Genomic DNA, 25,664 nt, shown 5'->3' with positions numbered 1-25,664 from the left:
ATCATCCGTACGGCTAAGATCGTCTTATGGATTACTTCCAAGCAATTTCAACCTCTTTTTTCTGTTCCGGTTTACGGGAATGTTTAAAGGCAGATGTAAGCAGGACCAACAGGCCGCAGGCGCCGATCCAGATTAAAACCATGGTCGGATGATTCAAGCGAAAGCCTTGTCCAAAGAAAAACAACTCACGCAGGCCTTCAACCATAAAACGCATCGGCAGCCATGATAATATCCAATCCCGGTAAAACGAAGATAATAACTCCGGAGCAAAACTAAGCAGTGGCGCACCTAAGAATAGAAGCAATACAAAAATAATCATGCCTTTAAGTCCCACCCAAGAGAAAACAGCGGATATCATCAGAAAAAATGTTAAATAAGCAATGGTCAAGAATAAAGCTGTATCTGCGAAATGAGAAATGTCTACGCCCCAGCTCTTGGCGAACCAAGTGAAGCTAAATCCAGCCGCCAAAGCCATGACCCCTCCCCACAAGACTTGGACTATATTCGCCTGAAGCCGTTCATTATGATTCGCATAATTGGATTTGTTCTTCACAAGCAAGAAAATCACGCTTCCGATTAGACTGGCCATCCACAAAGGCTGGAACATCAAAATCGGTGAATTCCCGTTTGCACTATGCGTACCTGTTGCATTCACATGGATGACTACGCAATCGATTGGCGAAGCTAGTGCAGCGGCTTGTTTCGTTGAGATCGCTGCGCCTTGCTGATCGAAAGTCGCTAATAGCTCAGTACGCATCTTATTATTCACGTCATGAACCGCTTGATTTAGCATTTGCTCAGCCATACTAGATGCCGATGCATTCATGCCTTGATTGACATAAATCTGTATCCGGGGCGAAGACGGATCCGGCGTTGTAAGCGATGCTAGCTTCTCGCTAAAATCCTTGTGAATCACCAAAGCCGCATAATATTTTTGGTTATCGAGACCTGCTCTTACTTCTTCTTCGCTACTTACTTCGATCCATTTCATCGGCGGCTCTCCAACCGAGTTCACAGAGGCAGCTGACTGAATGTTAGACACCATTGTCTCGCCCATATTTACTTTTGGGATCGTCAAGCCTTGATCCTCATTTACAATGGCAATCGGCAAGTTATGGGGAGCAGGATTGATGCTTGGAATCATGGCAAGGCTAAAGACGAAGATGACAGCAATAACGATAAGGGGTAACGCAATAATGAATTTGTTTTTAAATAAACTCATACGTTTTCCACTGTCCTTCTTGCGATTCAGCTGCATGAACCTCAAAATCTACTGTTCGTATTTTTTCGTTTTTCTGCCGGCAGTACGGCCTCAACTACATCCCAATGCTCGGCAATCTTTCCATTCTCCACGCGGAACAAATCGTAGAAAGCAGTATGCTGACCATTAAAAATCCCTTCACTCACCGCAAGCACAAAGTCGCCTTGTCCGATGACCTGGTGGAGATGAGTATATTGAAACTCAATATTTTTTTTCTTAAGGCCCTCCAATGCAGCATGAAGACCGGAAAGGCCGTCTGCAATATGCGGGCTATGCTGAATGTAGTTATCCCCGTCAAAGTAAGAAGTAAGCAGGTCCGGGTTTTTCCCGAACAAGATGTTCTCGACATAGCTTTTGACAAGTCCTTTGTTCGCATCCGTCTTGTCGATATCCTTAATCGTGTCCGGTCCGTCAATCATCGTATGATTACTTGCTGTTTTTTCCACCATCTCTTGCAAATTGTCCCAATGTTCGACGATCAGACCATTCTCAAAACGGAAAATATCAATACCGATCTTGGTGCCAAAAAAATCATATACAGAATGAAGGGCGACATATTCTCCGTCGACTAAAGTGCGTTTAATGCTTACCTTTGTTCCAATTTCTTTTAAATGATCAAGTGCATCAAGCATGGCCGCACGACCATCGTGCAAGGCCTGATTGTGCTGAATATATTTATCGGGATGAATGTACTTCGTAATCGCTTCGGGGTTGCCGCTCTCTAAACTTTCCAGCACAGCGATCGCCTTAAGGACAAGCTCATTTTGATGGTTTGATGCCACTATAATATCCTCCTTGTTTTAACAAAAGTTAATTTCCGTTTGGAACGGATTTGCCTTATTTCGAACTAAATTAACAATAACAATGATCTTCATTCCACCTCTTTCAATCCGATTTTATAGTCATTAGATAAATAATGAACTCTTTGTTGTTTATCTATCTTGCGCTCATTATAATGAAGATCAATACAACGCTCAATATTCAATATTTTTAGTTTTGAAGGATAAAATACAATTCGTAGAGCTTTGTCGCTTAACGATTCAAATTTTTTATTTAGGGGACGAAAACAATGAACAAGAAAAAAACCGATCTAAGAATACTGCGCACCAAACAATCGGTTCGAAAGGCATTTTATGAGCTTATTCAGGAAAAAGGATATGAAGCGATAACAATCCAGGATATTGCAGATCGGGCTATGATCAATCGAAACACGTTTTATCTTCACTACCAAAACAAACCTGATCTATTGGATACATGTATGGATGAGTTGTTGAGCGAATTAAAGAAGGCCGTCGTTCTATGTCCAATCCACATGAATCCTTTCAGTATTTCCAGACTCGAAACTGTTATGAAGTCGGTATTGGAACAGATTTCGGGCAACATCATTTTTTACTATGCCATGTTAATTGAAGAGAATAGAATCTATCAGTTTCGAGCGAAGATGGAGAATATCATCAAAGATAAACTAAACGAGGGATGGGATCCTGCTCAGGGAAATTCCACTTTAGCGATATCTAAGGAATTGCTGCTCGAATACCTCGTATCGGCTTTCATGGGTATTGTCATTTGGTGGATTAAAAACGACCGGCCTCTTCCTGCGGATGAAGTTTCATCCCAATTTAGCAGAATCGTTACGCACGGGCATTTGAAAGCTGCCGGCATCGCCGTCGAGGAATAAAATAGCGAGGATAGAAGGAGCAGGTCTACGACATGATGTAAAGCCCCGCCGCCTTGACCGTTTTTTTGATGTTCATGAAGCAAATAAGTTCCGCGATTGACTAGGAACCCGCCCCTTCCGCCAAAACGGCGGAGGCGGAAAATCAAAAGGAGCTGCCGCTGGCAGCTCCTTCGTTTGTTCGTTAGCGGGAGAAGATTCCCATCCTCTCTAGGTGGGATACAAGCACCTTTCATCTCCCCAAAAACGATCAGTTTGTGTTATTACGGCTAAATCGATTCACGGCACTAAACAGCGCTTTTACCGATGAGGTCATAATGTCAGCGTCGATGCCGCAACCCCAATATACGCTGCCGTTGGAAGCCGTGATGCCGATATAAGAAACAGCTTGCGATTTGGAGCCTGTTTCCAGAGCGTGCTCTGTATAGACCAAATCGGAATAATTCAGTCCAAGATCGGTTTGCAGCGCATTGCTGATCGCATCGAGCCTTCCGTTCCCGGTGCCTTCGATTTCCTTGACTTGATTGCCGGAGCGTATCGTGACGACGGTATGAAAATCTTCGTTGTCTGTAAAGCGATATTTAACGAACTCGACGGGTGTTTTTATATTCACGTATTCTTTCATGAAAATATCGTATATTTCATCGGGCATCAGTTCCTTTTGCTGCTGATCCGATACGTTTTTAACGAAATACCCGAAATTTTCGCGCATTTTCGCCGGGAGATCAAGTCCGTACTTCAGCTGCAGCACATATCCGATTCCGCCTTTGCCGGACTGGCTGTTAATGCGGATAATATCGCCTTCGTACTCCCTGCCGATGTCCTTGGGATCAATCAGCAGATATGGAACGGACCAATGCCGGGGTTCTTTTTCCTCGCGCCACTTCATGCCTTTGGCGATGGCATCCTGATGCGAACCGGAGAATGCGGTAAATACGAGCTCGCCTCCATAAGGATGTCTTTCGCTTACTCTCATTTTGGTCAGACGTTCATACACGGAGATGATCGCAGGGATGTTCTCAAAATTCAGCTTCGGATCGACCCCATGCGAGTACATGTTCAGGGCCAGCGTGACGATGTCCACGTTCCCCGTCCGTTCTCCGTTGCCGAACAAAGTGCCTTCGACACGCTGAGCTCCGGCCAGCATTCCAAGCTCGGCGTCCGCCACACCCGTACCTCTGTCGTTATGCGGATGGACCGATAAAATCACGTGCTCCCGATAGTTCAGGTGCTCGCTCATATACTCGATCTGGCTGGCGTAGACGTGAGGCATCGACATGGACACTGTTGCAGGAAGATTGATGATGACCGGGTTCTCCGTCGTCGGCTGCCATACGTCGAGCACGCTGTTGCAGATGTCCAGCGCAAAATCGATCTCCGTACCGGTGAAGCTCTCCGGCGAATACTGGAACTGAAAGTTCCCTTCCGTCTCCTCCGCACATTCCTTCAACAGCTTGGCGCCGCTTACGGCGATGTCGATAATCTCTTCCTTGGATTTGCGGAATACCTGTTCCCGCTGCGCCACGGAGGTCGAGTTGTACAAATGGACGACGGCTTTTTTCGCGCCTTTCAGCGATTCAAAGGTTTTGCGGATAATGTGCTCTCTCGATTGGGTAAGCACTTGGATTGTTACATCATCCGGAATCAATTCCTGCTCGATCAATGTGCGTAAAAAAGCGAACTCCGTTTCCGACGCTGCGGGAAATCCGACTTCGATCTCCTTGAACCCGATATCCACGAGCATCTTGAAGTATTCCAGCTTCTCCTCCAGATTCATCGGAACGATTAACGCCTGATTGCCGTCGCGAAGGTCAACGCTGCACCAAATCGGCGCCTCTGTAATGTATTCCTTTTGGGCCCACTTCAAGCTGGTCTCCTGAGGCATAAAATATCCTCTGGCGTATTTGTTTACATTTTTCATGGATGTCCTTCCCTTCATCGATTTGCTGTGCTGATCTGCTAAAGATCGGAAGCGCAAAAAAAGCCCTTCATCTCCTCTGACAGAGACGAAAGACTTTGACATCTTACGCGGTACCACTCCGAATTCATGCCACCCATCGGCATGCACTCTGCGGATACGGGTCGGCCATAAACGGACAAACCCTGCATCCTCCTGAACGATAACGGTCAGGCTCCGGCTCCACCTACTTTAAAAGGTTGTTCAAAAAGTCGTCTTTTGATAAGAAAACCAATCGAGGCCAATCAAGGATGAACGACCGCGATTCAGTCTTTCGGTGCTGAAAACCGACTTTTTGAACTCGCACTTTAATGGTTCAGCGAGCAACTCCAAGGCGAGTTCCGATCTTCTCTACGGCTGTTTCACACCATCCAACAGCTCTCTGTTCGCTTAGAAAACCGTACTATTCCTTTTCAACGTATTCTAATTATTAGGATTAATGTTATATAACCAATACGACGGTGTCAAGTGTAATCTGAACCTCCCTCCCAATAATTTAGGAGAGCTTCTCGCTTCATTAACAGCCGACTATTGCCGCACTCTCTCATAAAGGCTGATTCCTAGCCCTTCGTGTCTTAAGAAACGTTTGTTATTTGTTGTACTGCCCGCTTGAGAATGTTTTTGGCGGCATTTACATCACGGTCACATTCAAAACCACAAGTAGGACAACGATGTGTCCGCACAGCCAATGTTTTCTTTCCGATTTCATCACCGTTGGAGCTGACTTTGTTAAAAAGTAGGCGGAGTAGAAACCGCTATCAGCAGCGTTTCACCATCCCAGATATTCTTATAACTATGGGGGGTTCTGGCATCATAATAGATGCTGTCCCCTTCTTCTAGCGTATAACGTTCATTGCCAAGTACAAACTCCAAACGTCCGGAGTGGACAAACAGAAACTCCTCGCCATCGCTATGGCCGACGCTGACGTCGCCGTAAGATGCTCCTTCTTCCAGCACTCCCCATATCGGTCCCATTTTGTTGCTGCTTCCTTGGCTGAGCGCGTACCAGGTAATGCGAGAACCCTCGGAATGCACCAAAGGTTTGCGCTCGTTTTTTCTAACGACAATGCTTCGCTTTTCTTCCCCGAACAAATCCGTAAAATTCACGTTTAATGCGTTCGCTATGCGCTTAAGTACACTGATGGAGGGATTCGCCTTATCCCGTTCAATTTCACTGAGAAAAGACAAGGATACAGATGCCGCTTCGGCTACCCTCTTGAGCGTTAATTTCTGTTTTTTTCGCGTGCTTCGAATGGTTTCACCGATCGAGTTCATTTGTAAGTCTCCTAAATTACGGAAGTAATTTCGCTGATAGCGAAATTCATAATTTTATAATAGGGGTAAACATGAGCAATATCAAGCCCTTTTACTAGGACGGAATTACGGTGTAAAAACGTTGATTTATCAGTTTTATTGGACTACTATTTTATTAGGGCTGACGAACGAATTTTACCCGGGTACTACAGATCGTTCATTCTCAACAGAATAATTTTCATTTACAGCGAAATTTTCGATGGTTACGAGGCACGAATCACATGATGGCAACGGAAAGCCGTTCCTTGTTATTCGGATTCATATATACGTGTCAAAAGGACGAAAGGGGCAAAAAGAATGACTAATATAATTCCCAAGGTCTATCAAGTAGGTGATGTTACCGTTACACGTGTCACGGAGATGATGCTTGACGGTGTTCCACCGGAAGTGTATTTTGCGGGATCGTGGGACCCCAAGTTTCTGGAGGAAAATCGGGACTCTCTTCCGGCCGGCCTGATCGATGACAATTCTCAGCTTATTGTTAGCATTGGAACATGGGTAGTGAAAACCCCGAAGCATACGATCCTTATCGATACGGCTACAGGAAATGATAAAAACCTGCCTTTAAATCCGGATCTCGCCAATCTCAAGCTCCCTTATCTCGAACGGTTGAAAGAGGCGGGAGTTACACCGGAGGAAGTCGATTACGTTCTGCTGACACATCTGCACGTGGACCATGTCGGTTGGAATACGAAGCTCGTTGACGGAAAATGGGTACCAACGTTCCCAAATGCCAAATACGTATTTCCCCTCGCGGAACAACAATATTACTCAAGTGAGGCCAGCCACAACAAAGCAAACGAAGCCAACTTTAACGTTTACGAAGAAAGCGTATTGCCTGTTGTTGAAGCCGGCTTAACGCAAACCATTAGCCCTGAGGGCGGGGAATTTCTTGATATTTTCACATTCATTCCGACGCCTGGCCACAGTATCGGCCAAATGTCCATCCGTCTTAAAACCGGCGGAGAAGAAGCTTTATTTGGCGCCGATGTGATGCACCATCCGTTCCAGGTTTTTAACCCCGAATGGAATTCCATGTACTGCGAATTTACCGATCAGGCCCGAGTTTCACGGCTCCGGGTACTGGAGAACATCGCGGATCGTCCAGTCATTTATTTCAGCACGCATTTCCCGGAAAGCGCGGCGGGGTACGTGACTCGAAGCGGGGACGGATACAAGTGGGACTTTATTTAATATGACCTGACACAAACACAATACGAAAGGCGCTGAGCTTATGACAACCCATAGTTTTCTTAATAATGTAAATATCGTTACCGAAGACCTTCGCATCCCAAGCGATACACCCGGAATCCAACTTTATGTACGAAATAAACGGCCAGCTTCCATGAATACCTTCTCCAACGAAAAAACGATCGTGATGGTTCATGGCGCTACCTATCCAATTGGCAGTCTGTACGATGTGGAGCTGGATGGCTTCACTTTTCTGGACTATCTTGCCAGCCATGGCTATGACGTGTACGCCGTGGACGTTCGCGGCTACGGCGGCTCGACAAGACCCCCTGAGATGGAGCAGCCTGCCGACCTTAATCCACCGCTTGTCCGTACGGAAACAGGTGTTCGGGATTTTGGCACAGCTGTGGACTATGTTCTGAAACACCGGAATTTAACGAAGGTTAATGTTCTGGGCATGTCTTGGGGAGGAACGGTTGCAGGGGCTTATACCAGTCAAAACAACGATAAGGTAACCAAGCTTACGCTTGTCGCTCCGCAATGGCTGAGCTCCAAACCGGTTCCGATCGATACCGGAGGTCCGCTTGGTTCGTATCGCCTTGTTGCTGTTGGCAGCACGAAGGAACGCTGGCTAAGCGCTGCGCCGGAACATAAACGCGGAGATTTGATTCCGGAGGGCTGGTTTGAACAATGGGTCAAAGCCACTCTTGCTTCCGATCCAGGGAGCCTAACCGATCATCCTGAGCATATTCGGGCGACCAATGGCCCTATCCTGGATATCCGCGAATACTGGACGGCTGGCAAAGCTTTCTATGATCCTAAGGAAATCACCGTTCCCGTCCTTCTTGTTCATGCCGAGTGGGATATTGATGTACCCCTTGAATTAGCCCAGAATTTCTTCACTTCCCTGACAGGAGCTGCCTATCGCCGCTGGGTCGAAATCGGAGAAGGGACGCACATGGTTTTGCTGGAGAAAAACAGACTTCAGGCTTTTCAAGCCATCCGCGGTTTCTTGGATGAAGCGTACGCACCTGCGAAATAAAGATGCCGCTGCAAGAGCGGATTTTAATGATATCGCTCGCCTAATTAGAGAGGCCCGCGGCATTGTGGCCCGGGTCTTTTATTACAAAATTTATAGAAGACAGAGAGGAATTTAATACGATGAGCCATACCGCCATAACAACAACAAAAGCACCGTCAGCTATCGGCCCTTATTCGCAAGCCATCGCTTTGGGAAATACCGTCTACACTTCGGGCATGCTGCCAATTGATGCCGAAGGAAATCTGAAGGAAGGCATCATTGACCAAACCCATCAAGCACTAAAGAACCTGCAGGCCGTCTTGGCTGAAGCCGGACTTTCCTTAGAAGATGTTGTCAAAACATCCGTTTTCATGACGGATTTAGAGCAATTTCAACAGATGAATGAAGTGTACAGCCAATATTTCAGCGATCATCACCCTGCCAGAACAACCGTAGAAGTGTCTAAACTTCCAAGAGGCGCCAGGATTGAAATAGAGCTTATCGCAGTCAAACGCATTTAAACCCGCTCCATCATCTTGGATTTCTTTGAAAGAAGGCGCATCTGCTTGCGATCTTATTTGCTTCTCTTATTTTGTGCAACCCTTTACGGGAGCAATTTCGTCTTAGGCTCGCTGCTGCTGCAAGCATTTCCCGCCTTGCACCTGTCGGCATACCGGCTTATGGTTTCATCGGTGTTCCTGCTTATTTATTTGGCTGCAACCCGTCGCTTAACGAAGATTACGTTACGTGACTCCGTTTATTTGGTGCCATTCGTCCTGATCGGGATGCTGCTGCATCAAGTTTCTTTCTTTACGGGGCTTCGGACAACGGATGCAACGACGGCTTCGCTCATCTTGTCGTTAGCTCCGATTTTCACAGCGCTGTTTGCCCGCTTATTTTTGAAAGAACCATTTACGATCCGCATGGCCGCGGGCTCGATTGTCGCCTTCGCCGGCGTCTTCCTCGTCGTTGGACATGGCGGAGGCTTGAGAATTGCCATCACTCCAGGCATCTCGATCATGTTTGTCTGTATGCTGGCGTTATCAGGATCTATGATCCTAATGAGAAAGCTGACGGAACGTATGGACGCATTGGTCGCAACCGTGTATACGACGGTGCTGGGCTGCATTTCGGTATACCCGATAGCGATCTGGAGCGAGCCTCACGTACAGGCCCAGCCCCGCTTCTGGTGGTGGGTTCTCTTGATCGGATCGGCGCTGCTTATTCAGGGCTTATGCGCGGTCATCTGGAATGGACAGATTCGAAAAGTAGGGGCGGCTAAAGCATCGCTGTTTCTGAATTTACAGCCGTTTGTTGCCATGGTTTTAGGTTATATCACGCTTGGGACCCCGATTTCCTTAACGCAAGTGGTAGGATCCGTTCTAATCATTTGCGGGGTAGTTCTAGCCACATTACAGGGGAAGAGAACAAGGAAATCGCATGACGATAAACTAGAGTTATCCCCTGTGGAGAGGTGATGGCCTACGCGGCAATCGAGGCTACAATAGCAATATTCTGTCACATTGCCTTCACGCCAAAAGGGCAGCTGCTGCTACAAAATTTTCACCCTGCTTGTGATAGGGTTCAACTTAACGGGTCTGTCTGCTAAAAACACGAAAGGAGCTGTCGTGACGACAGGCTCCTGAAATCCCGTTAATAAAGTAACACTACTTCTTTTCTCTCCGCACTCCTTTAAACTCTTGCGTCCATAATCCTTTCGGTTGCCCTGAAAGGGGAAGCTACAACGCCCCGAATGTTCTGGACAATATTTTTATAAAACCGCGACATATACTAGAGAAGCGGATTTCGGTAAATATTGACAGATGGAGTGAGCCAACGGTATGATTTATATTAATTTCATTTCATAAAGGTGGCTTATGAGAAAAAAACTACAAGTCTACATATCGTCTACTTATGCTGATTTAGTTGAGGAAAGACATGCCGCTGTAGAAGCTGTACTTGAAGCTGGTCATATTCCTGCTGGAGTTGGGCTATTCTTCAAGGAAACTCAAATGGGAATTATTAAGAGATCGATCGACGAATCTGATGTATATATCCTAATTCTCGGAGGATTCTATGGTTTAACACTTCGTGATGATGAATCAAAGAGTTATACTCATTGGGAATATGATTATGCCGGAGAAGTTGGTAAACCCAGGTTTGCTTTTGTTGTCACAGATGAAGCATTAGAACAAAAGCCATATGACTTTGAGTTAGGAGGATACTATCAGAAGCTTCAAGAGTTTAAGCGATCAGTGTTGGAGGAAATACCCACATTTTATGTTGAAGATGTACAGCATATCCAGTTGGTTATTCATGATCAATTGCAAGAGTATGCAGGAAGAGACGATTTATGCGGCTGGTTTTCCGGCAAGGATGTCCCAGACGTACAAAAGTTATGGGAAGAGAATGCAAGTTTGTTAAGAGAGAATGCTAAATTAAATGCTGAGTTAGAGGAAAATAAAAAAACAAGTGAATGATATGGGGAATCCAGGAATAAAAAAACAAAGGAAAGAACACAAAAGACACTATAATCAGTGTCTCTTTTTATTTGCCTTCTTATGCAAGCGGGTGATTCTTTCTTTAGAAAGATACGTTCTAGCGCACTTTGGATATCGATACAATTCTTTAAAATTAATGCCTGATTTTCGGCTACGGCTGTCATAAGCGCAGGGTATAATAAACTCATTCTTAATGCGAAGGTGCAACAATTATGATCCATAATGAGGAACGCAAAATCGAATATTATAATGCGCTTGTCGAGAAAAGATCTGACTATGAAGGCGTCTTCTACGTTGGTGTCACGTCCACAGGTGTGTTTTGCCGACCGACTTGTCCTGCTAGGAAACCGAAATACGAAAACTGCGAGTTCTATGAGACTGCTCAGCAAGCGCTTCTGGCTTCCTTCCGTCCCTGTCAGCGCTGCCGACCCATGTCGCATCCGAATCAAGTCTCGGATATCGTCCGGCTACTCGTCGAAGCAGTTGAGCAAAACCCGGAGAAACGTTGGAAGGGGCATGATTTTAAGACTCTATCCATCGATGAGTCCACTGCCCGCCGTCAGTTCAAAAAGCGCTTTGGCATGACATTCGTTGAATACGCTCGGGCACGTCGAATGGGACTGGCTTTAAAGAGCATCCGATTGGGGGAGAAGATTATCGATACGCAATTAGCTTCAGGTTACGATTCCAGTAGCGGATTTAGAGATGCATTCTCTCGCATAATGGGCGCACCTCCTACACTCCTGGATGACAGCCGTATTTTCAAGGCAGCGTGGTTGGACACGCAGCTTGGCCCTATGATCGCCATATCCGACGAGATCAGGCTGTTTCTGCTGGAATTCGTGGACCGTCGAGGACTAGAACGAGAGGTTGAACGACTGAGAAAAAGATTGAAAGCAGCTATAATTCCCGGCCAAACAAAACCCATTCAATCGATTGAACAAGAACTGACTCAATACTTCGAGGGTACGTTAACCGAGTTCAGGACCCCTCTTCATTTTATTGGAACACCATTTCAACGAAGCGTATGGGAGCAATTACAGCAGATTCCACCTGGGGAAACCCGTTCCTACGCCGACATCGCGCTGGCGCTTGGAAAACCCACCGCTTATCGCGCGGTAGCGCAAGCAAACGGCGCCAATCAGCTGGCGATTGTCGTCCCTTGTCACCGCGTAATCAATACAGATGGCAAACTCGGTGGGTATGGTGGCGGAGTTGCACGTAAAGAATGGCTGCTAAATCATGAGCAAAGTTGGAAGTCAAACAAAATGAATAAATAACTTGAGCAAGCACAGATATTTCATGCAGAGCGATAACCTGCTAATTCCTGTCAATGCTTGAGATGCCCGAAGTGCGCGGGTCGTTGTTTCTGTTTCATTTACGATATCCTTTGGCTACGAAAGCGCTACGACCGACAACGACCTGCTCGCCGAGCGCATCAAACAGTTAAAATCGAAGAACGACGTACTTGCAACCCGAAAAGCTGAAACGGTGCGCCGACTGGATAAAAAACCAATCCGCCTGGGATCCCGCTTCGGCTTATACGCAAAGCACTCACCGACTCCAACAGAGCTTTCTGGTAAAGGTGAGTTCAATCGGATTGCAATTTTCCATTGCAACAATTTCAACCCTTGTAATTTATTTAATATTTCGAGTGTGCAGAAGTCCCCTATTATAGTCAGGCTACCTCTTTACCAGCAACGAATTATTTCTTTTTGACTTTCATCAAAAATGATTGCGCCTGGTATCTCCGACAAATAGTCTATCGCCCAAATGATATGATTCGTGAAATCCCGTCCTTCATCAGGCGAGAATACGAAGCGAATGCGTTCGGCACAATCTTTGATTTCAGGCGGACAATCTTTGATGACGCTTGCAATGTAATTTGCATCTGCGGCTACATTACGGCCAGTTTCAAAATGCGCTGAAAAATTCCAACCCGGCCAACGGAATGCTCCAGATGAGATAATAATTCGCTTGGAACGTTATCATAGATACCTGGCCATACTTTATGTTCGTCTTGTGCATACGGGCTTAATTGGGATTCATGATCAAAACCCTTGATGATGGAGCCTTCAACGGAAAACAACATGATAAGATGATCCCCTGCCCCATTATCTATTTTTGCCATACAAATTCCTTCATCCCATTCTTGAACAAAGCTATGATAACGAAGCCATTCCGTCTCACAAAGAATCGTATTCAGAGCTGCTTTTTATCACCTGCTCAATCCCGAGCAGAATCAACTTCAAGCCGAACTGAAACGCACTGTCGGTCCCCATCAGCTCAAATAGCCCACTCTTGAACATCCTCCGAAACAGACCCGCTTCCGTCTCGCTCATGGAGTCCAGGAGGTGAAGCATTTCTCCTCCTGGAAGATCTTTCCGCTCCTTAAGGATTGCGGAGACATTGCGCTGATGCTGATAATTATCCAGAACAAAGTTATAGACATAGTTCACAAGGGTGAGAACTACTTGTATTTTCTGCTCTTGGTCAAGTGGAGTCGATTCTACGCAGAGCAGCATACGGTTGGTGAACCGGATGATGTCCGGTTCGTGGGGCAGCGTCATCATCATAAGCTGCGTAGAGCAAGGATACCGGCTAAGTACACTCCGTACTGTAACCGCAAGCCCCGTCAGCTGCTCCCTCCAGTCCCCCTCGGAGTGGAACTCATCCAGAATGATTTTCGATACCTGGTTGGCAAGACGCTGATAGAGCTCCTGCTTGCTCTTGAAGTACCAATACAAAGAGGGCGCCTGAATCCCCAGCCGATCGGCCAATCGCCGCATGCTGAGCTTTTCGATACCCTCTTCTCCAAGAAGCTCCCATGAGGCTTTCAGTATCTTATCCTCCGAAATCTGAGGCTGCTGTTTTTTCATCCGTATCCACCCTTTTATCTAACAGTGTAAGTTTATGCTTTACAAGCTTATATATCCATGATATCATCTAACACTGTAAGGTTCAAACTAACACCGTTAGATGAAGGACCAATATTAAAGCAGAAAGTGGTGATCCATATGGATGCAGAAAACCTTCAATACTTTGAGAAAGCACCCATCGCCAAAGCCGTAGCTCACTTCGCCGTACCGATGATGTTAGGCACGTCAATGAGTGTCATCTATTCCATCCTGAATGCCTATTTTCTCGGCACACTCCACAATACAGCAATGTTAACCGCACTCGCGCTAACCCTGCCGTTATTCGCGATCATTATGGCACTAGGCAACTTGATTGGTATAGGCGGCGGGACATTTATCTCACGTTTGCTAGGAGAGAAGAAATATGATGATGTAAAACATGTGTCTTCATTCGCCTTTTACAGCAGCTTAGTTCTCGGTCTTATTGTGATAGCCGTCGGCCTCCCGTTGATCGATCCCATCGTTCATGGCCTGGGGGCAACGCCTGACTCCTTCGGATTTACGAAGGACTATGTCACGATTATGCTTATAGGTTCGCCATTCGTCGTATTATTCTTCACGCTGGAGAATATCGTGCGCTCGGAGGGCGCTGCAATCACATCGATGACCGGTATGATTCTCAGTGTTGTCGTAAATATTATTCTTGATGCGTTAGTCATCTTCGTCTTCCATTGGGGCGTGATCGGCGTTGCTTCTGCTACGGTCATTTCTAACTTGGTTGCGGGTGCATTCTATGCCTTCCATATGAGATATAAGAGCCAATTCTTAACTGTATCCATAAAATGGTTCAAGGCTACCAAGGACATTCTGGGCAATGTAATCAAAATTGGAGTTCCCGTCTTTATTATGAGCATCTTCTTAGGAGCGATGTCTCTTATCTTTAATCATTTCCTTGTTGAATATGGGGATCCGGCCGTAGCGGCTTACGGAATTTCATCACGTTTATTGCAATTTCCTGAGTTTATTCTGATGGGTTTATGCGAGGGGGTCGTGCCGCTCCTTGCCTTCTCTTTTACAGCAAATAAATTACGCATGAAGCATACCATTGGATTCACGATCAAAGTGATTGTGGCGTTAGCCGTCGTGTTCGGCGTCATTGTGTATCTTATTTCCGACCACTTAATTGGTTTATTTACGAATGACCCGCAATTGATTGAAATGGGCAGCTATATTCTGCATGTGACGTTCTTATCCTTGTTCATTACAGGAATGACCACGTTGTTTACGGGGATCTTCCAAGCGACGGCGCAAGGAACAGCAGCGTTTGTGATGTCAGTTATTCAAGGAATTACTCTAATTCCTGTGCTGTTTATCGCCAATCGTATGAACGGCTTCCACGGGGTAGTCTGGTCACTCGTCATTGCGGATGCCGTCGCGTTCCTTGTTGGCGCCATCATGCTGTACGTTCTGCGATCCAAATTACAGCCGGATTTGGATAGTTTAGTACAGTAAGAAACATAACACGCAAGAAGGCAGGATAAGGGCTCTAAACTGCCCATTTGCGTAACATAATCTTTTTTTTAAAACCAAAAATTTGTCTGAGCTTGCTAAGAAAATGACGGTTGTTCTGTGAAGAAATTAAAGCAGATTGACGCCCAACTCACAAAGCATTTTTTAAGCGCAGCCCCTTTTGCTGACATAGGGGAAGGGGTTTTTCTATTGTCCGGAAAAGCCCCTTGACATAAGGATAAGCTCGTTTTCTGCATCTAACGCCCAAAAGAATTCCGATCCACCTTTAAAATCGAAATCGAAGACTAGGAGTTTGGGACATTATACTCTTCGAGCGCACAGACCAACTTCCTTCTGACAGCTTCTCTTAGTTCCTCCGGTTGGAGCACGACCGCTTCAGCACCGAACGAAAAGAAGTATTCAGCAAAGAATCGTATTTCTGAGGGGAAGATACCCATCTGTAGTATGCCTGTGCCGTCATTGGAACTATGTAATTCTCCCCAAGGGAAAATCCAGCCCTTATTTCGGAATAACTCAATCCCTTTTGCCGTTAGTTTCACTTTGACATCTACGCTTTCCAGTTTGCTGTAGAAATGCAGTCCCCAATTCGTTAAATCCACCTCTGAAACATCTACTGTAGGCAACGCTTCGGCATCCGCCCAAACGGCTGACCATATCCGATCTACCCGGAATAATCGGAAAGCTTTTCGCAAATAGCAGTAAGCTGGGCAAAACCAATATCCCTCATGGGCATATATACCGATGGGTTGAATCGTTCTTTCATTGGTCTCATACTTCTGTGTTCCATAATTGATTGTCACGGGCAACTTTCTAATGGACGCTTGGAGCAATATCTCAAGGTAGCCAGCTCGTTCAGGGCGTGTATGCGTAAAGAAATCAATTCGGTGCCGCATCTCGTCTATTTGACTTTTCACATCATCCGATAAATGCCTGTAAAATTTTCGAAGTGCGGACTCTGCAGATGCCTCGAAGGGCAGCGAACTGAAGTGTCGAAGAGCATGGGAAGCAAAGAATATGGAGAATGCCTCATTTTCCGTAAATGAAATCGGTGGAAGGGTTCGCTCTGTAAGAACCTGGTATCCACCTCCTGCACCAACTTGAGAGTATAAAGGCACTCCCATTCCACTAAGCTCCTGCAAATCGCGCAGCATAGTCCGGGTAGACACACCAAATTCTTCAGCAAGCTCTTTGACGGTGAATTTCCGCTTCCGATTTACTGCCATCATCAATTCAATCAGGCGCCTCGACTTTCCCATTATATTCACCCCCAAAAAATATAGTGACAAGTTCTGTCACATTTATATTATACACTATGAATAAGCCGGATCGTTGGGAGAGATTACGGTGGAAAGCGACTAAAAAAAGAGAAGGAGAACATCATATGTCTAGAGAACAACGTAAAATTCTGGATGAAATGCTGCGGCGTCCTGAGCCCACCAAACCACAAAGCGTCGAGGAAATGCGCGCGAACTTCGCTGCCATGATGGCAACTATGAAAGTACCTGCGGGCGTTCGGAACGCGCCGACGACCTTGGGTAATCGCCCCGGCGTGATCGTTGACCCCGCACAGGATGCCCGCACAGGAATCATTCTCTATTTCCATGGCGGCTCGTATATTATGGGTTCCCCCTACACTGCCATGTCCCTTACCGCGAACCTGGTCAACAGGACCCGGATCCGGTCCATCTCACTCGATTATCGTCTGGCTCCGGAACATCCGTTCCCTGCGGCTCTTGAAGATGCTCTCGCAGCCTATCGTGAGCTTCTGGACAACGGAGCCCAGGCGACGTCTATTGCGTTTGCTGGCGACTCTGCCGGTGGCGGTATTGCTGTCTCGACTTGCCTGATGGCACGGAACGCAGGTCTGCCGATGCCAGCAGCGGTAGCGGCTTTCTCGCCGGGGCTGGATAAGACGCACTCCGGAGCAAGTATGAATAGCAAAATGGGGCTCGACCCGTTCTTCACCCGTGAGGGCTTTGCATTCACGGATGCGATGTATCTCGCTGGACAGGACCCGAATCATGAACTCATAAGCCCCGCCAGGTTCGCCGATCTTACCGGATTCCCGCCGCTCCTGCTACAGGTTGGAACTAACGAGCTACTCCTTGACGACTCCACGCAGTTAGCCGACCGTGCACGGGCAGCAGGCGTGGATGTAATCCTTGACGTTACCGCCGACGTCCCGCATGTTTTCCAGGCGTTCACTGGTATTCTCGATGAAGCCGATCAAGCCCTGGACCGTGCTGCGCTCTTCATCACACAGCATCTCAGATGAACAGTTGCTTGATAGAACAATCCTAACGAATACGAGAGTTGAAAACGTATAATAGGAGAGCCGCCTTTGTCATTAAATCCGCTTCTTGGTGGATACATGTATGTCACTCCGTTCCTCTTCATTTTTAAATTTCACTTTTTGAGTGATTTATACACCAAAAAACGCTAATCACAATAACAAAGACCACCAAGAGTGCTATAAGGGAGTTGGCTCCTAGGCCATCTCCCATACGACGGGCGTTCAGCCATTATCGGCGCGGCGATGGTCATGAATGGAAAATGGAATGGATCAATTTTGGGTATTACGTTTTCGCCTATAAACTGTTTTTCGGAAATCCTTTATTCTTCACCAGAGTTTTTAGATTTGCTGTAAGATGTTGATATGAAAAAAATATTATCTTTTATGGATTGGGGTATATTCGCTCTTCGTCTATACCATTATATTTTGCTGTTGTCCCGGGCTCTGGCAGTAGGCGAGTTTTCGAACCAAAAGTTATTAAACGTGATCTGGCTGAGCTTAGCCCTTGTCGTCCCTTTGCTGTTCTGGTTTCCTGGGCGCCGGATGAACAAAGTCTGGTTTTGCATATTGGAGCTATTGCTTGGCGGTTCTTATTATGTGAATTCTGTTATTCATCCGGATCTGACTTCAAAAGCGGACTATTTGCTGCCGAGTCTTACAATGGGGTACTTATTGACTAAGCAATCCCTTTGGATCGTTCCCGTAGTTGTTTCCATCCCCTTTTCCTTTCAGTCTTACCTAAGATTATCTTGGGAGCAAACCCTAAGTATCGGAACAGACAATCTGCTGTTCTGCTTCATCGGCATATGGGCAAGCTTCGTCGCCAACGCGTATTATCAGAAGAATGAACTGGTAGCCGAAGTGGAGCAGCAAAATAAGCTGTTAACTCACTACACGGCCGAGATTGAGAAAATGACTTTGCTTGAAGAGCGCAACCGCATGTCCAAGGAGCTTCATGATACACTGGGGCATTCCTTTATCTCACTCATTCTGAGCCTTGATGCCTCTATTGCCCTTATGGATAGCAAGCCTGCCGAGGCCAAAGATCGGTTAATTCGCTTAAGAACATTGGCAGAGAAAAATCTGGACGAAATGAGAAACATCGTACACGAGATGGGGGAAGAAGAGGAATCAAGTCTAATCCGACAGGTTGAATCCCTTGTAGCCCGTTTCCGGGAGCATACGGGTACGGCCCTGACTATGAGTCTGCCGGAGACAGAACGGTCCATACGTTTTGAAGTACGGCAAGCGATCCTTCGGGTCATCCAGGAATCCTTTACAAACGCGCTAAAGCATGGAAAAGCATCTCAACTGCATCTGGAGCTTAGATTTTCCGAGAGCAATCTGCAATTGTCTGTTCGAAATAACGGCAAACCGATCGACAAGCTAAATTATGGCTTCGGCTTGACCACGATGGAACATCGGGTTGAGCGGTTGGGAGGCCGCCTACACCTATCATCTGGGGAGGGAACTCCAGCGATAACCGAAGTCAGATGCGAAATCCCGCTGAAAGGAGTGATGCCGCATGGTGAAGATTAAAGTGCTGCTTGCCGATGATCAAGAGTTAATTCTTGAGAGCTTACATATCGTGCTGTCCATGGAAGAGGATTTGGAAATTGTCGGTTTAGCCAAAAATGGGGAAGAAGCCGTAAAGGGATGTGAGCAGTTTATGCCGGATATTGTGTTGATGGATGTCAACATGCCAGTCATGGACGGCGTCGCCGCAACGGCCCTGATTAAAGAGCGAATACCTGCAACCAAAATCATCATGCTGACCTCTTATAAGGAAGTCGAGTATGTGTTAGCGGCATTAAGCTATGGGGCAGAAGGTTATCTGCTCAAAGCCATTCATCCCAGAGACCTGGCTGCAGGCATACGGGTCGTTCAGGCGGGAGGGACTTTAATTTCGCAGGAAATGGCGAGCAAAATGATCAAGAACATGAACAATGCCACCCCTGAGAAAAAGAATGAATTTGGGCTCACTGCCCGTGAAATAGAAGTGCTGCATAAGCTGGCTGCGGGCCTGAGTAATAAGGAAATTGCCGAGGTGTTGTATCTTAGTGAAGGGACGGTTAAAAATTATATCTCAACGATTTATTCCAAGCTTAATGTGAAAGGAAGGCGGGAGGCCGCCCGCAAAGCCCGAGATTCAGGATTTATGGATCATTAATTATGACCAAAGCGCACTGTCTCTTTATGACTTTTTCCGCCTATACTCATAGCATCGAACAACAGAAGAGGTGATATGAGGCATGAAGAGAAAAAGGTCTAGAAATACAGAACTGCTGCAAAATGGCAGAAAGTTAAGTGTTTGGAGTTCATTTTGGCGCTTTCCAATCGTCTGGATGATTGCGGGGGCTGTCGGTATAATTCTCATAGAAGCGTTCTTCCGGCAGCTGACAGAGCGGGCAGAGGGGACGGTTTCCCTTATTTTTACACTAGTAATGGGATTTCTGTCCATCTTGGTTTATAAACTCACGATGACCTACCTGGCCCGGCGGTCCGCTCCAGAAATATCTGGACAGTGCGCAGGGATTGATGCTGTTCTGGGCGTACTAACCGGAACCGTCTTTATCACAGGATCGGCTGTTATTATTATGGCTCTGGGAGGGTATTCCTTCCAGTGGGCAAGTTCTGCGGATACAAGTTCTGTTCTAATATCCTGCATTGGAACAGCCTTAGGGGCAGCAATTGTCGAGGAACTGATCTTTCGAGGACTTATGTTTCAAGCCATGGATAAAATGGGGGGAAGGCCGCTCGCCCTTGCTGTGACCTCTCTATTCTTTGGAGTTGCCCATCTTGGAAATTCGGGGGCAACATTATGGAGCTCGTTCGCCATAGTCCTGGAAGCAGGTGTGCTGCTCGGGGCCGCATTCTTGTGGCGGCGGAACTTGTGGTTCACCATGGGACTGCATTTTGCCTGGAATGCCATGGAAGGCTTGCTTGGCATTCCTGTTTCCGGACACGTTGCTGCCGGTCTATTTACTGTAAAAGTGAACGGTGACGCACTTCTCACCGGGGGCGAATTTGGACTTGAGGGCTCTATTGTTCCGGTTGTAGTCAGTCTACTGATCTCCATTCCTATGCTAATTGGGGCTGCACGGAAACGAGGGGATGAGGCTGGGAACCTTCCTGTATCAAAGTAAACGGCCGACCTGCTCCCTCTAAATAAATATCAGATCATCTTGCTGCTTCCATGGAGACCATGCAGGAATACTAACGGGTAACCTGCATCTTCGCTAAAAAAGTCGTGCCCCGCTCAATATAAAAGTCGGCATATTTATCACTCCCACGAATCACTTCTTCTCTCTAATACTCCAATAAAAGGTTATTCTCGCCATTTTAGAACTCATGTTTCCCTTTGTGAATATTATCATCTTCTCTATTGCCACGCTCTACTGCCCGTTAACGCAACGAAGGCTGCCGATCATGCTCGCAGCCTCTCGAAATATAAATTTCCCAACCCATCTGCTTTATTTTTCGACAGGTAGATTTCGTCCTACTTGTGATACGGTTCTCCGCGCTGTCTGTAACGGCAAGTTCTTTACTGCCCGTCAATGTCTGCCTCTAAACCGTTTAATCGCATCCTCGGTCACCGGCTCGAAAAGGTTAAGAAGGTTGCCGTCGGGATCGCGGAACAGCATAGAACGGTTCCCCCACGGCATCGTGGTCGGTTCCTTTACCCAATCATCGACAAATGGCTTCAATCGCACATATTCGGCCTCGACATCGTCGACGCGGAACTCAATAATGACAGTGCGATTGTTGGCCCCCACTACGGAACCGGCGCCGATTAGCTGCGCCGTCTGGGAGTGGCCGATTGCAAGGGTGCATGATGGCACAACGAGTTCGGCAAATACGGGCGCGGGTCGCTCCGCCGAAACCCCCATGACTTTCTCATAGAACTCGACGAGACGATCCACGTCGTCAGTAATGATGCGTACAGAAGCGAAATTCATAAGATATCATCCTTCCTAATAATAGGTTTGGCTGCGTCCTACAACCGTTGCAACACATACTTTTTTACTTATCTATCTCCTTTACATTTACATGTCCAATTATAAAAAAACGCTACTGACAACGTTATGTCAGTAGCGTTTTGGAATTTTTTGGGCTTCCTCACGAATCCGATTTCGGAAAGATTCGGGTTCCAACACTATTAAGCCCGCTCCCCAGCCAAGCACCCATTGCAGCAATTCATCCATCTGACGAACGCGTAAGACCACATCCAATCCATCTTGATGCTCTTTCATATCCTCTATGAAATGATAGTTCGACTCCTTCACCTTATCTGCGATGTCATGGTTAAATCGAAGGCAGACTCGCAAGTGGGCGATCGTCTAAAGGGGTATACTCCCTTCGTGATGGAGCAGCAGGCGATAAGGCGGCTGTTGCCTTCCTGTGCAGAGAGCCTCTTACTTCAACGCCATGGCGGATTCGGGAACAAGATGTTCGCACATGCGTGTCATTCTCCTCCTCTGCCCTTGCGTCAACCTAACGGAGCTATCAGCGAAATTCCGTTCCTGCGCATGTCCCGCAATTATTTCTGATAATTCCCAGCGCAAGGGCGGCGTATTTATTTTCCAAAATCGACGATTCTATACATATTTCAAAAGACTGCCTGATTGATTAACTAAAAGTAGCCACTCACTTGAACTGCACCTCCAATTGTTATTGATGTCTAACATATGTACAGTTTGTTGAGGTACGTTAGCGATAGAAGTCAACCATATCTTCAAACAGCTGTTTGATAAATTCAAGCTCTCGTTCGTTGTATCTTTCCAAAAATTCGTACATTCTTTGCTTTTCCTTCGTATGGAGCTCATCATGAGCAGCAAATAGCTTTTTGCCGACAGGCGTTAGCCGAAAATACACTTCCTTTTTGTTATCGTTGAGTTGGGCTTTTCGCACCCAACCTGCCTTTAGTAATTTATTTGCGATCTTGGAGGTATTCCCTTTGCTTAAATTTATCTTTTCCGCGATGGAAGTGACATTGATCGGCTCCTGCTCTCCGATACACGCAATGGTGTGCAGTTCCGTCATATTCAAGCTGAAATCCGATTCAATATGCTTCCGGATATCCTCCAGGTATGTGGCAGTTATTCGGGTTTCATATTGCTCTTTTTGCTCAAGAAACTGAATGAAAAATTCATGAATGGCGGTTTTGTTCTTACTGGCAGTATCCATGATTATGCTGGCTCCTCGACTTATTTGTTTTATTATATCATAGATTGTTTTCTGAGAAACAAACGGTCATACTCATATTGAGCTTGGGGTTGACAGGATAAAGAGTGACCAAGTACAATCATATTGTTTCATATGAAACTATATTATATATTATTTTATATTTTTCCCTATGTAATAAGCATTAAAAATATTTCATATGAAACAATAATTCACGAAGGAGGTTCTACCGGAAACACTTATCCACTTTTTAAGAGAAGATTTATAAATATGGAAATGGAGCATGCTTGCCTATGGAAATCGTGAATCCAAAGACATTGACGGAAAAAGTTACATCTGTAATTTCTCATGTCGTGGTAACTACTGCCTCTAAACTGGCCTTCATCTCAGGTCAGGTTTCTGTAGATGAAACAGGAGCATTGGTCGGTTCAGGGGACTATTACGCGCAAGCGATTCAAGTGTTCACCAATCTTAAGTATGCATTGGAAGCCGTGCGAGCGGATCCATTGTACATTGCAAAAATGAATATTTTTGTGGTAAACCACAACCCGGAATTGATTTCGATTATTTTTGACGCCGGATTTCATGTGTTTGGCCGTAACTGGCCGAAGACAGCAAGTACCTATATAGGCGTTCAAGCACTAGCCGATCCTGAATGGCTTATCGAAATAGACGCTATCGTTATCTTCCCATAATGTTTAAGAAAAGAGGTTATTGATATGAAATATGAAGTCATCCTTATCGGTGGCGGACCTGTCGGCATGATGTTGGCTGGAGAATTGGCATTAGCCGGTGTAAAGGTCTGCGTCATTGAGCGATTAAAAGAGACAACTCCATATTCACGTGCGCTTACAGTACATCCACGAACCCTTGAAATATTGGATATGCGTGGAGTGAAATCAAAATTAATCAGTAAAGGCCGCTTACTTTCGAGAGGGCATTTTGCCGGATTAGAAACTCCTTTGGATTTCTCGGCGTTGGACTCTTCCTCCAATCACACTCTCTTTTTACCGCAGAGTGAGACGGAGAAGGTGCTGGAGGAATGGGCTCTTAACCTTGGCGCAGAGGTCTGGAGAGAGGTTGAGGCTCTATCTGTGCATCAGGATGAGGATGGGGTCGACGTTAAGATCGCCGGACCTAATGGAGAAACAACGTTAAGATCTGCTTATGTGGTAGGTACGGACGGAGCCAGAAGTTTGGTTCGCAAACATGCAAATATATCATTTGAAGGTACAGACGCGACCTTCACGGCTATTCTGGGGGATGCCGTTCTATCTGATTTGGCTCCTATGAGTGTCATATCCCGGATTACAGAAAAAGGTTTGGTCAGCATCATGCCGATCAATGATCATATGTATCGGGTCTTAATTATCGATATGGAGAGACGTAACATCTCTAAGGATGAGCCCGTTACATTGGAAGAGTTTCGTTCATCGATCATCCGTACGACCGGAAGCGACCTGGGATTGAACGATGTGAAATGGATGTCCCGTTTCGGAAATGCGACGCGGCAAGCGGGACGCTATCGGAATGGTCGATTGTTTTTGGCGGGAGATTCGGCGCACATTCATTTTCCGGCTGGTGGACAGGGAATGAACGTCGGCTTACAAGAAGCGATGAACTTAGGCTGGAAGCTTGCAGGAGCAATCAAAGGCTGGGCTCCGGACTGGCTATTAGACAGTTATCATACCGAACGTTTCCCATGGAATACGGCCTTGCTCCGGAATACCGAGGTCCAAACCCTGCTTCTGGACGTGACTCCTCCCATCACGGAACTGCGAAGCATGCTGGCTAATCTGATTCAAATACCGGAGGCTAATTATCAGATCGCTGCGCAAATTTCCGCAATTGATGTACATTATGCTCCCGACGCCGAAGCGCCTTCCCATCCTTTAAACGGGAAACGATTCAAGGATCTCAGCTTAAAGCTGAAAGACGGGCAATTGATTAACTCCTATCAGCTCCTGCACAAAGGTACTTTTCTTCTGTTGCATTTGCATTCTAATGAACAGAATAGCGGTCAATGGGAAACGTATAGCAACCTTCAAGTTGTACATGCATCTTTGGCTGAGGCAGACGCGGATTGGAACGACGTCCACACGGCACTTATTCGGCCGGATGGACATATTGCCTGGGCGATTTCTCAATCAGATCCGAATCCAATGCAAACAATAAATGAAGGAATCACTCGCTGGTGCGGAAACACTACGGATTAGTAATTGTGTAACCGCCTCCCCCTTACACAGCTAAGGCAAGGTCTGTAGATGATTGAACAAGCACTGTCCTTTACGTCAATGGAATCAAGTTCTTGTCCTCAGGTTGGGATAAAACTTGATTCCCTAATTCCCTCTACGTTATGGCTATCTTAGTTTTGAATACACGCTCTAGTGGAAACGTACCGCCAGCTCATTTTCGTGCCGTATCCTATTGCAGGAATGTTAGTAAAAGATGACGGTTCAGTCGGCTGAATCGGGAAACCAGCGCCATTTCGAACCGGCAAGGCCAATGCACGTCCGGCGCCATCTCCCCGTCCAGCAAGCCGGCGATCATCTCGCCGTCGCTCACCGGAACATCCGCTTCAAACTAGTAGGCTGCGGCATTGAATGCATGCCGTGACACGTCGTTCGGATCCAATGTATTAAAATATCCGGAAGTCCGAGCGCAAAGAGGCCGAGCGAATCGATCAAGCTGTCTTCGGTCCCATGAACCCTGAAGAAAAAGCCGGACGGCATCGTCGGGAAGCATTCCGCCTCACTCCTCAACCTTAGAATCTTACGTTGTATAGTAATTTCGCTTCAACCATAATTTCAACCCTCCGCTTTACCACTATTTATGATACGGTTCAGCTTAACGGGTCTATCGGCGAAAAAGATAGGAAT

Annotated in this window: 25 protein-coding genes and 1 other annotated feature; of the genes, 14 read left to right on the top strand and 11 right to left on the bottom strand. The window is 46.4% G+C overall.

Going from position 1 to position 25,664, the window contains the following annotated elements; genetic code table 11:
- Positions 1-31 precede the first annotated feature (31 nt).
- Together L6442_RS00435 and L6442_RS00430 are read right to left on the bottom strand one after the other, a co-directional pair.
- The gene (locus L6442_RS00435; RefSeq protein ID WP_212979418.1) at positions 32-1,222 is read right to left on the bottom strand and encodes a YhgE/Pip domain-containing protein; all 1,191 of its coding nucleotides are present in this window, start codon (positions 1,220-1,222) and stop codon (positions 32-34) included.
- Between the two features lie 41 nt (positions 1,223-1,263).
- Complete coding sequence (locus L6442_RS00430; RefSeq protein ID WP_212979419.1) at positions 1,264-2,043, bottom strand: nuclear transport factor 2 family protein; 780 nt, start codon at positions 2,041-2,043, stop codon at positions 1,264-1,266.
- A gap of 287 nt (positions 2,044-2,330) precedes the next feature.
- Between L6442_RS00430 and L6442_RS00425 the strand changes: the two genes are divergently transcribed.
- The gene (locus L6442_RS00425; RefSeq protein WP_212979420.1) at positions 2,331-2,939 is read left to right on the top strand and encodes a TetR/AcrR family transcriptional regulator; all 609 of its coding nucleotides are present in this window, start codon (positions 2,331-2,333) and stop codon (positions 2,937-2,939) included.
- Between the two features lie 247 nt (positions 2,940-3,186).
- Here L6442_RS00425 and leuA read toward each other — a convergent pair whose 3' ends face one another.
- The 3 genes from leuA to L6442_RS00410 all read right to left on the bottom strand — a co-directional run bounded on the left by leuA (position 3,187) and on the right by L6442_RS00410 (position 6,168).
- The gene (gene leuA / locus L6442_RS00420) at positions 3,187-4,857 is read right to left on the bottom strand and encodes a 2-isopropylmalate synthase (RefSeq protein WP_212979421.1); all 1,671 of its coding nucleotides are present in this window, start codon (positions 4,855-4,857) and stop codon (positions 3,187-3,189) included.
- 78 nt (positions 4,858-4,935) lie between these two features.
- Positions 4,936-5,319, bottom strand: a binding site (T-box leader).
- Positions 5,320-5,468: 149 nt separating this feature from the next.
- On the bottom strand, positions 5,469-5,582 hold the full coding sequence (locus L6442_RS00415; protein WP_212979422.1) for a zinc ribbon domain-containing protein: 114 nt from the start codon (positions 5,580-5,582) through the stop codon (positions 5,469-5,471).
- Between the two features lie 40 nt (positions 5,583-5,622).
- Positions 5,623-6,168, bottom strand: a complete 546-nt coding sequence (locus L6442_RS00410; protein WP_212979423.1) for a helix-turn-helix domain-containing protein — start codon at positions 6,166-6,168, stop codon at positions 5,623-5,625.
- A gap of 336 nt (positions 6,169-6,504) precedes the next feature.
- Between L6442_RS00410 and L6442_RS00405 the strand changes: the two genes are divergently transcribed.
- The 6 genes from L6442_RS00405 to L6442_RS00380 all read left to right on the top strand — a co-directional run bounded on the left by L6442_RS00405 (position 6,505) and on the right by L6442_RS00380 (position 12,200).
- The gene (locus L6442_RS00405; protein ID WP_212979424.1) at positions 6,505-7,401 is read left to right on the top strand and encodes an MBL fold metallo-hydrolase; all 897 of its coding nucleotides are present in this window, start codon (positions 6,505-6,507) and stop codon (positions 7,399-7,401) included.
- Between the two features lie 40 nt (positions 7,402-7,441).
- Entirely contained in the window at positions 7,442-8,440 is a 999-nt protein-coding gene (locus tag L6442_RS00400; protein WP_212979425.1) for an alpha/beta hydrolase, read from the top strand.
- A gap of 119 nt (positions 8,441-8,559) precedes the next feature.
- Positions 8,560-8,940 (top strand): RidA family protein, encoded by a 381-nt coding sequence (locus tag L6442_RS00395; protein ID WP_212979426.1) that lies wholly within the window; start codon positions 8,560-8,562, stop codon positions 8,938-8,940.
- Positions 8,941-8,985: 45 nt separating this feature from the next.
- Complete coding sequence (locus L6442_RS00390) at positions 8,986-9,897, top strand: DMT family transporter (RefSeq protein WP_212979427.1); 912 nt, start codon at positions 8,986-8,988, stop codon at positions 9,895-9,897.
- A 399-nt stretch (positions 9,898-10,296) separates the two neighbouring features.
- Entirely contained in the window at positions 10,297-10,899 is a 603-nt protein-coding gene (locus L6442_RS00385; RefSeq protein WP_212979428.1) for a DUF4062 domain-containing protein, read from the top strand.
- 233 nt (positions 10,900-11,132) lie between these two features.
- A complete protein-coding gene (locus L6442_RS00380) occupies positions 11,133-12,200 on the top strand; it encodes a bifunctional transcriptional activator/DNA repair enzyme AdaA (protein ID WP_212979429.1) in 1,068 nt (355 codons plus the stop codon).
- 617 nt (positions 12,201-12,817) lie between these two features.
- Here L6442_RS00380 and L6442_RS00375 read toward each other — a convergent pair.
- Both L6442_RS00375 and L6442_RS00370 read right to left on the bottom strand, forming a co-directional pair.
- Positions 12,818-13,051 carry a hypothetical protein gene (locus L6442_RS00375; RefSeq protein WP_212979430.1) on the bottom strand — a complete coding sequence of 78 codons (234 nt, stop codon included), beginning with the start codon at positions 13,049-13,051 and terminating at the stop codon, positions 12,818-12,820.
- A 55-nt stretch (positions 13,052-13,106) separates the two neighbouring features.
- Positions 13,107-13,799, bottom strand: a complete 693-nt coding sequence (locus L6442_RS00370; RefSeq protein ID WP_212979431.1) for a TetR/AcrR family transcriptional regulator — start codon at positions 13,797-13,799, stop codon at positions 13,107-13,109.
- A 138-nt stretch (positions 13,800-13,937) separates the two neighbouring features.
- Here L6442_RS00370 and L6442_RS00365 point away from each other — a divergent pair, with 138 nt between their 5' ends.
- Positions 13,938-15,290: an MATE family efflux transporter gene (locus L6442_RS00365; RefSeq protein WP_212979432.1), complete on the top strand. Its 1,353-nt coding sequence runs from the start codon at positions 13,938-13,940 to the stop codon at positions 15,288-15,290.
- Between the two features lie 302 nt (positions 15,291-15,592).
- On the opposite strand, the gene L6442_RS00360 is transcribed toward L6442_RS00365, so the two are convergent.
- Complete coding sequence (locus L6442_RS00360; RefSeq protein ID WP_212979433.1) at positions 15,593-16,564, bottom strand: helix-turn-helix transcriptional regulator; 972 nt, start codon at positions 16,562-16,564, stop codon at positions 15,593-15,595.
- Positions 16,565-16,689: 125 nt separating this feature from the next.
- On the opposite strand from L6442_RS00360, the gene L6442_RS00355 reads away from it, so the two are divergent.
- The 4 genes from L6442_RS00355 (at position 16,690) to L6442_RS00340 (ending at position 20,747) form a co-directional block, all read left to right on the top strand.
- Positions 16,690-17,583: an alpha/beta hydrolase gene (locus L6442_RS00355; protein ID WP_212979434.1), complete on the top strand. Its 894-nt coding sequence runs from the start codon at positions 16,690-16,692 to the stop codon at positions 17,581-17,583.
- Positions 17,584-17,964: 381 nt separating this feature from the next.
- On the top strand, positions 17,965-19,140 hold the full coding sequence (locus tag L6442_RS00350) for a sensor histidine kinase (RefSeq protein WP_212979435.1): 1,176 nt from the start codon (positions 17,965-17,967) through the stop codon (positions 19,138-19,140).
- Positions 19,127-19,771 (top strand): response regulator, encoded by a 645-nt coding sequence (locus L6442_RS00345; protein ID WP_212979436.1) that lies wholly within the window; start codon positions 19,127-19,129, stop codon positions 19,769-19,771. Before L6442_RS00350 ends, L6442_RS00345 begins: the two co-directional genes overlap by 14 nt.
- 82 nt (positions 19,772-19,853) lie before the next feature.
- Positions 19,854-20,747, top strand: a complete 894-nt coding sequence (locus L6442_RS00340) for a CPBP family intramembrane glutamic endopeptidase (RefSeq protein WP_212979437.1) — start codon at positions 19,854-19,856, stop codon at positions 20,745-20,747.
- Between the two features lie 408 nt (positions 20,748-21,155).
- Here the strand turns inward: L6442_RS00340 and L6442_RS00335 are convergent, their stop codons facing one another.
- The 3 genes from L6442_RS00335 to L6442_RS00325 form a co-directional block, all read right to left on the bottom strand.
- Positions 21,156-21,560 (bottom strand): VOC family protein, encoded by a 405-nt coding sequence (locus tag L6442_RS00335; protein ID WP_212979438.1) that lies wholly within the window; start codon positions 21,558-21,560, stop codon positions 21,156-21,158.
- Between the two features lie 129 nt (positions 21,561-21,689).
- The gene (locus L6442_RS00330; protein ID WP_237100161.1) at positions 21,690-21,887 is read right to left on the bottom strand and encodes a WCX domain-containing protein; all 198 of its coding nucleotides are present in this window, start codon (positions 21,885-21,887) and stop codon (positions 21,690-21,692) included.
- A 424-nt stretch (positions 21,888-22,311) separates the two neighbouring features.
- On the bottom strand, positions 22,312-22,788 hold the full coding sequence (locus L6442_RS00325; protein WP_194230971.1) for a MarR family transcriptional regulator: 477 nt from the start codon (positions 22,786-22,788) through the stop codon (positions 22,312-22,314).
- A gap of 290 nt (positions 22,789-23,078) precedes the next feature.
- On the opposite strand from L6442_RS00325, the gene L6442_RS00320 reads away from it, so the two are divergent.
- Entirely contained in the window at positions 23,079-23,480 is a 402-nt protein-coding gene (locus tag L6442_RS00320) for a RidA family protein (protein ID WP_212979439.1), read from the top strand.
- A 24-nt stretch (positions 23,481-23,504) separates the two neighbouring features.
- Positions 23,505-25,001 (top strand): monooxygenase, encoded by a 1,497-nt coding sequence (locus L6442_RS00315; protein ID WP_212979440.1) that lies wholly within the window; start codon positions 23,505-23,507, stop codon positions 24,999-25,001.
- The last annotated feature ends 663 nt before the right edge of the window (positions 25,002-25,664 follow it).

The sequence above is a fragment of the Paenibacillus azoreducens genome (assembly GCF_021654775.1).
In the GTDB taxonomy this organism is placed as follows: Bacteria; Bacillota; Bacilli; order Paenibacillales; family Paenibacillaceae; genus Paenibacillus_AQ; species Paenibacillus_AQ azoreducens.
The sequence above is the reverse complement of the archived record's forward strand: the minus strand, read 5'-3'. Positions and strand labels throughout refer to the sequence as shown.

Excerpts from the sequence above, each read along its gene's own strand:
- L6442_RS00350 (WP_212979435.1), top strand. The coding sequence starts at position 17,965 with ATGAAAAAAATATTATCTTTTATGGATTGGGGTATATTCGCTCTTCGT.
- L6442_RS00425 (WP_212979420.1), top strand. The coding sequence starts at position 2,331 with ATGAACAAGAAAAAAACCGATCTAAGAATACTGCGCACCAAACAATCG.
- L6442_RS00335 (WP_212979438.1), bottom strand. The coding sequence starts at position 21,560 with ATGAATTTCGCTTCTGTACGCATCATTACTGACGACGTGGATCGTCTC.
- L6442_RS00410 (WP_212979423.1), bottom strand. The coding sequence starts at position 6,168 with ATGAACTCGATCGGTGAAACCATTCGAAGCACGCGAAAAAAACAGAAA.
- L6442_RS00380 (WP_212979429.1), top strand. The coding sequence starts at position 11,133 with ATGATCCATAATGAGGAACGCAAAATCGAATATTATAATGCGCTTGTC.
- L6442_RS00345 (WP_212979436.1), top strand. The coding sequence starts at position 19,127 with ATGGTGAAGATTAAAGTGCTGCTTGCCGATGATCAAGAGTTAATTCTT.
- L6442_RS00405 (WP_212979424.1), top strand. The coding sequence starts at position 6,505 with ATGACTAATATAATTCCCAAGGTCTATCAAGTAGGTGATGTTACCGTT.
- L6442_RS00365 (WP_212979432.1), top strand. The coding sequence starts at position 13,938 with ATGGATGCAGAAAACCTTCAATACTTTGAGAAAGCACCCATCGCCAAA.
- L6442_RS00400 (WP_212979425.1), top strand. The coding sequence starts at position 7,442 with ATGACAACCCATAGTTTTCTTAATAATGTAAATATCGTTACCGAAGAC.
- L6442_RS00375 (WP_212979430.1), bottom strand. The coding sequence starts at position 13,051 with ATGGCAAAAATAGATAATGGGGCAGGGGATCATCTTATCATGTTGTTT.
- L6442_RS00395 (WP_212979426.1), top strand. The coding sequence starts at position 8,560 with ATGAGCCATACCGCCATAACAACAACAAAAGCACCGTCAGCTATCGGC.
- L6442_RS00435 (WP_212979418.1), bottom strand. The coding sequence starts at position 1,222 with ATGAGTTTATTTAAAAACAAATTCATTATTGCGTTACCCCTTATCGTT.
- L6442_RS00360 (WP_212979433.1), bottom strand. The coding sequence starts at position 16,564 with ATGGGAAAGTCGAGGCGCCTGATTGAATTGATGATGGCAGTAAATCGG.
- L6442_RS00320 (WP_212979439.1), top strand. The coding sequence starts at position 23,079 with ATGGAAATCGTGAATCCAAAGACATTGACGGAAAAAGTTACATCTGTA.
- leuA (WP_212979421.1), bottom strand. The coding sequence starts at position 4,857 with ATGAAAAATGTAAACAAATACGCCAGAGGATATTTTATGCCTCAGGAG.
- L6442_RS00315 (WP_212979440.1), top strand. The coding sequence starts at position 23,505 with ATGAAATATGAAGTCATCCTTATCGGTGGCGGACCTGTCGGCATGATG.
- L6442_RS00370 (WP_212979431.1), bottom strand. The coding sequence starts at position 13,799 with ATGAAAAAACAGCAGCCTCAGATTTCGGAGGATAAGATACTGAAAGCC.
- L6442_RS00325 (WP_194230971.1), bottom strand. The coding sequence starts at position 22,788 with ATGGATACTGCCAGTAAGAACAAAACCGCCATTCATGAATTTTTCATT.
- L6442_RS00385 (WP_212979428.1), top strand. The coding sequence starts at position 10,297 with ATGAGAAAAAAACTACAAGTCTACATATCGTCTACTTATGCTGATTTA.
- L6442_RS00355 (WP_212979434.1), top strand. The coding sequence starts at position 16,690 with ATGTCTAGAGAACAACGTAAAATTCTGGATGAAATGCTGCGGCGTCCT.
- L6442_RS00340 (WP_212979437.1), top strand. The coding sequence starts at position 19,854 with ATGAAGAGAAAAAGGTCTAGAAATACAGAACTGCTGCAAAATGGCAGA.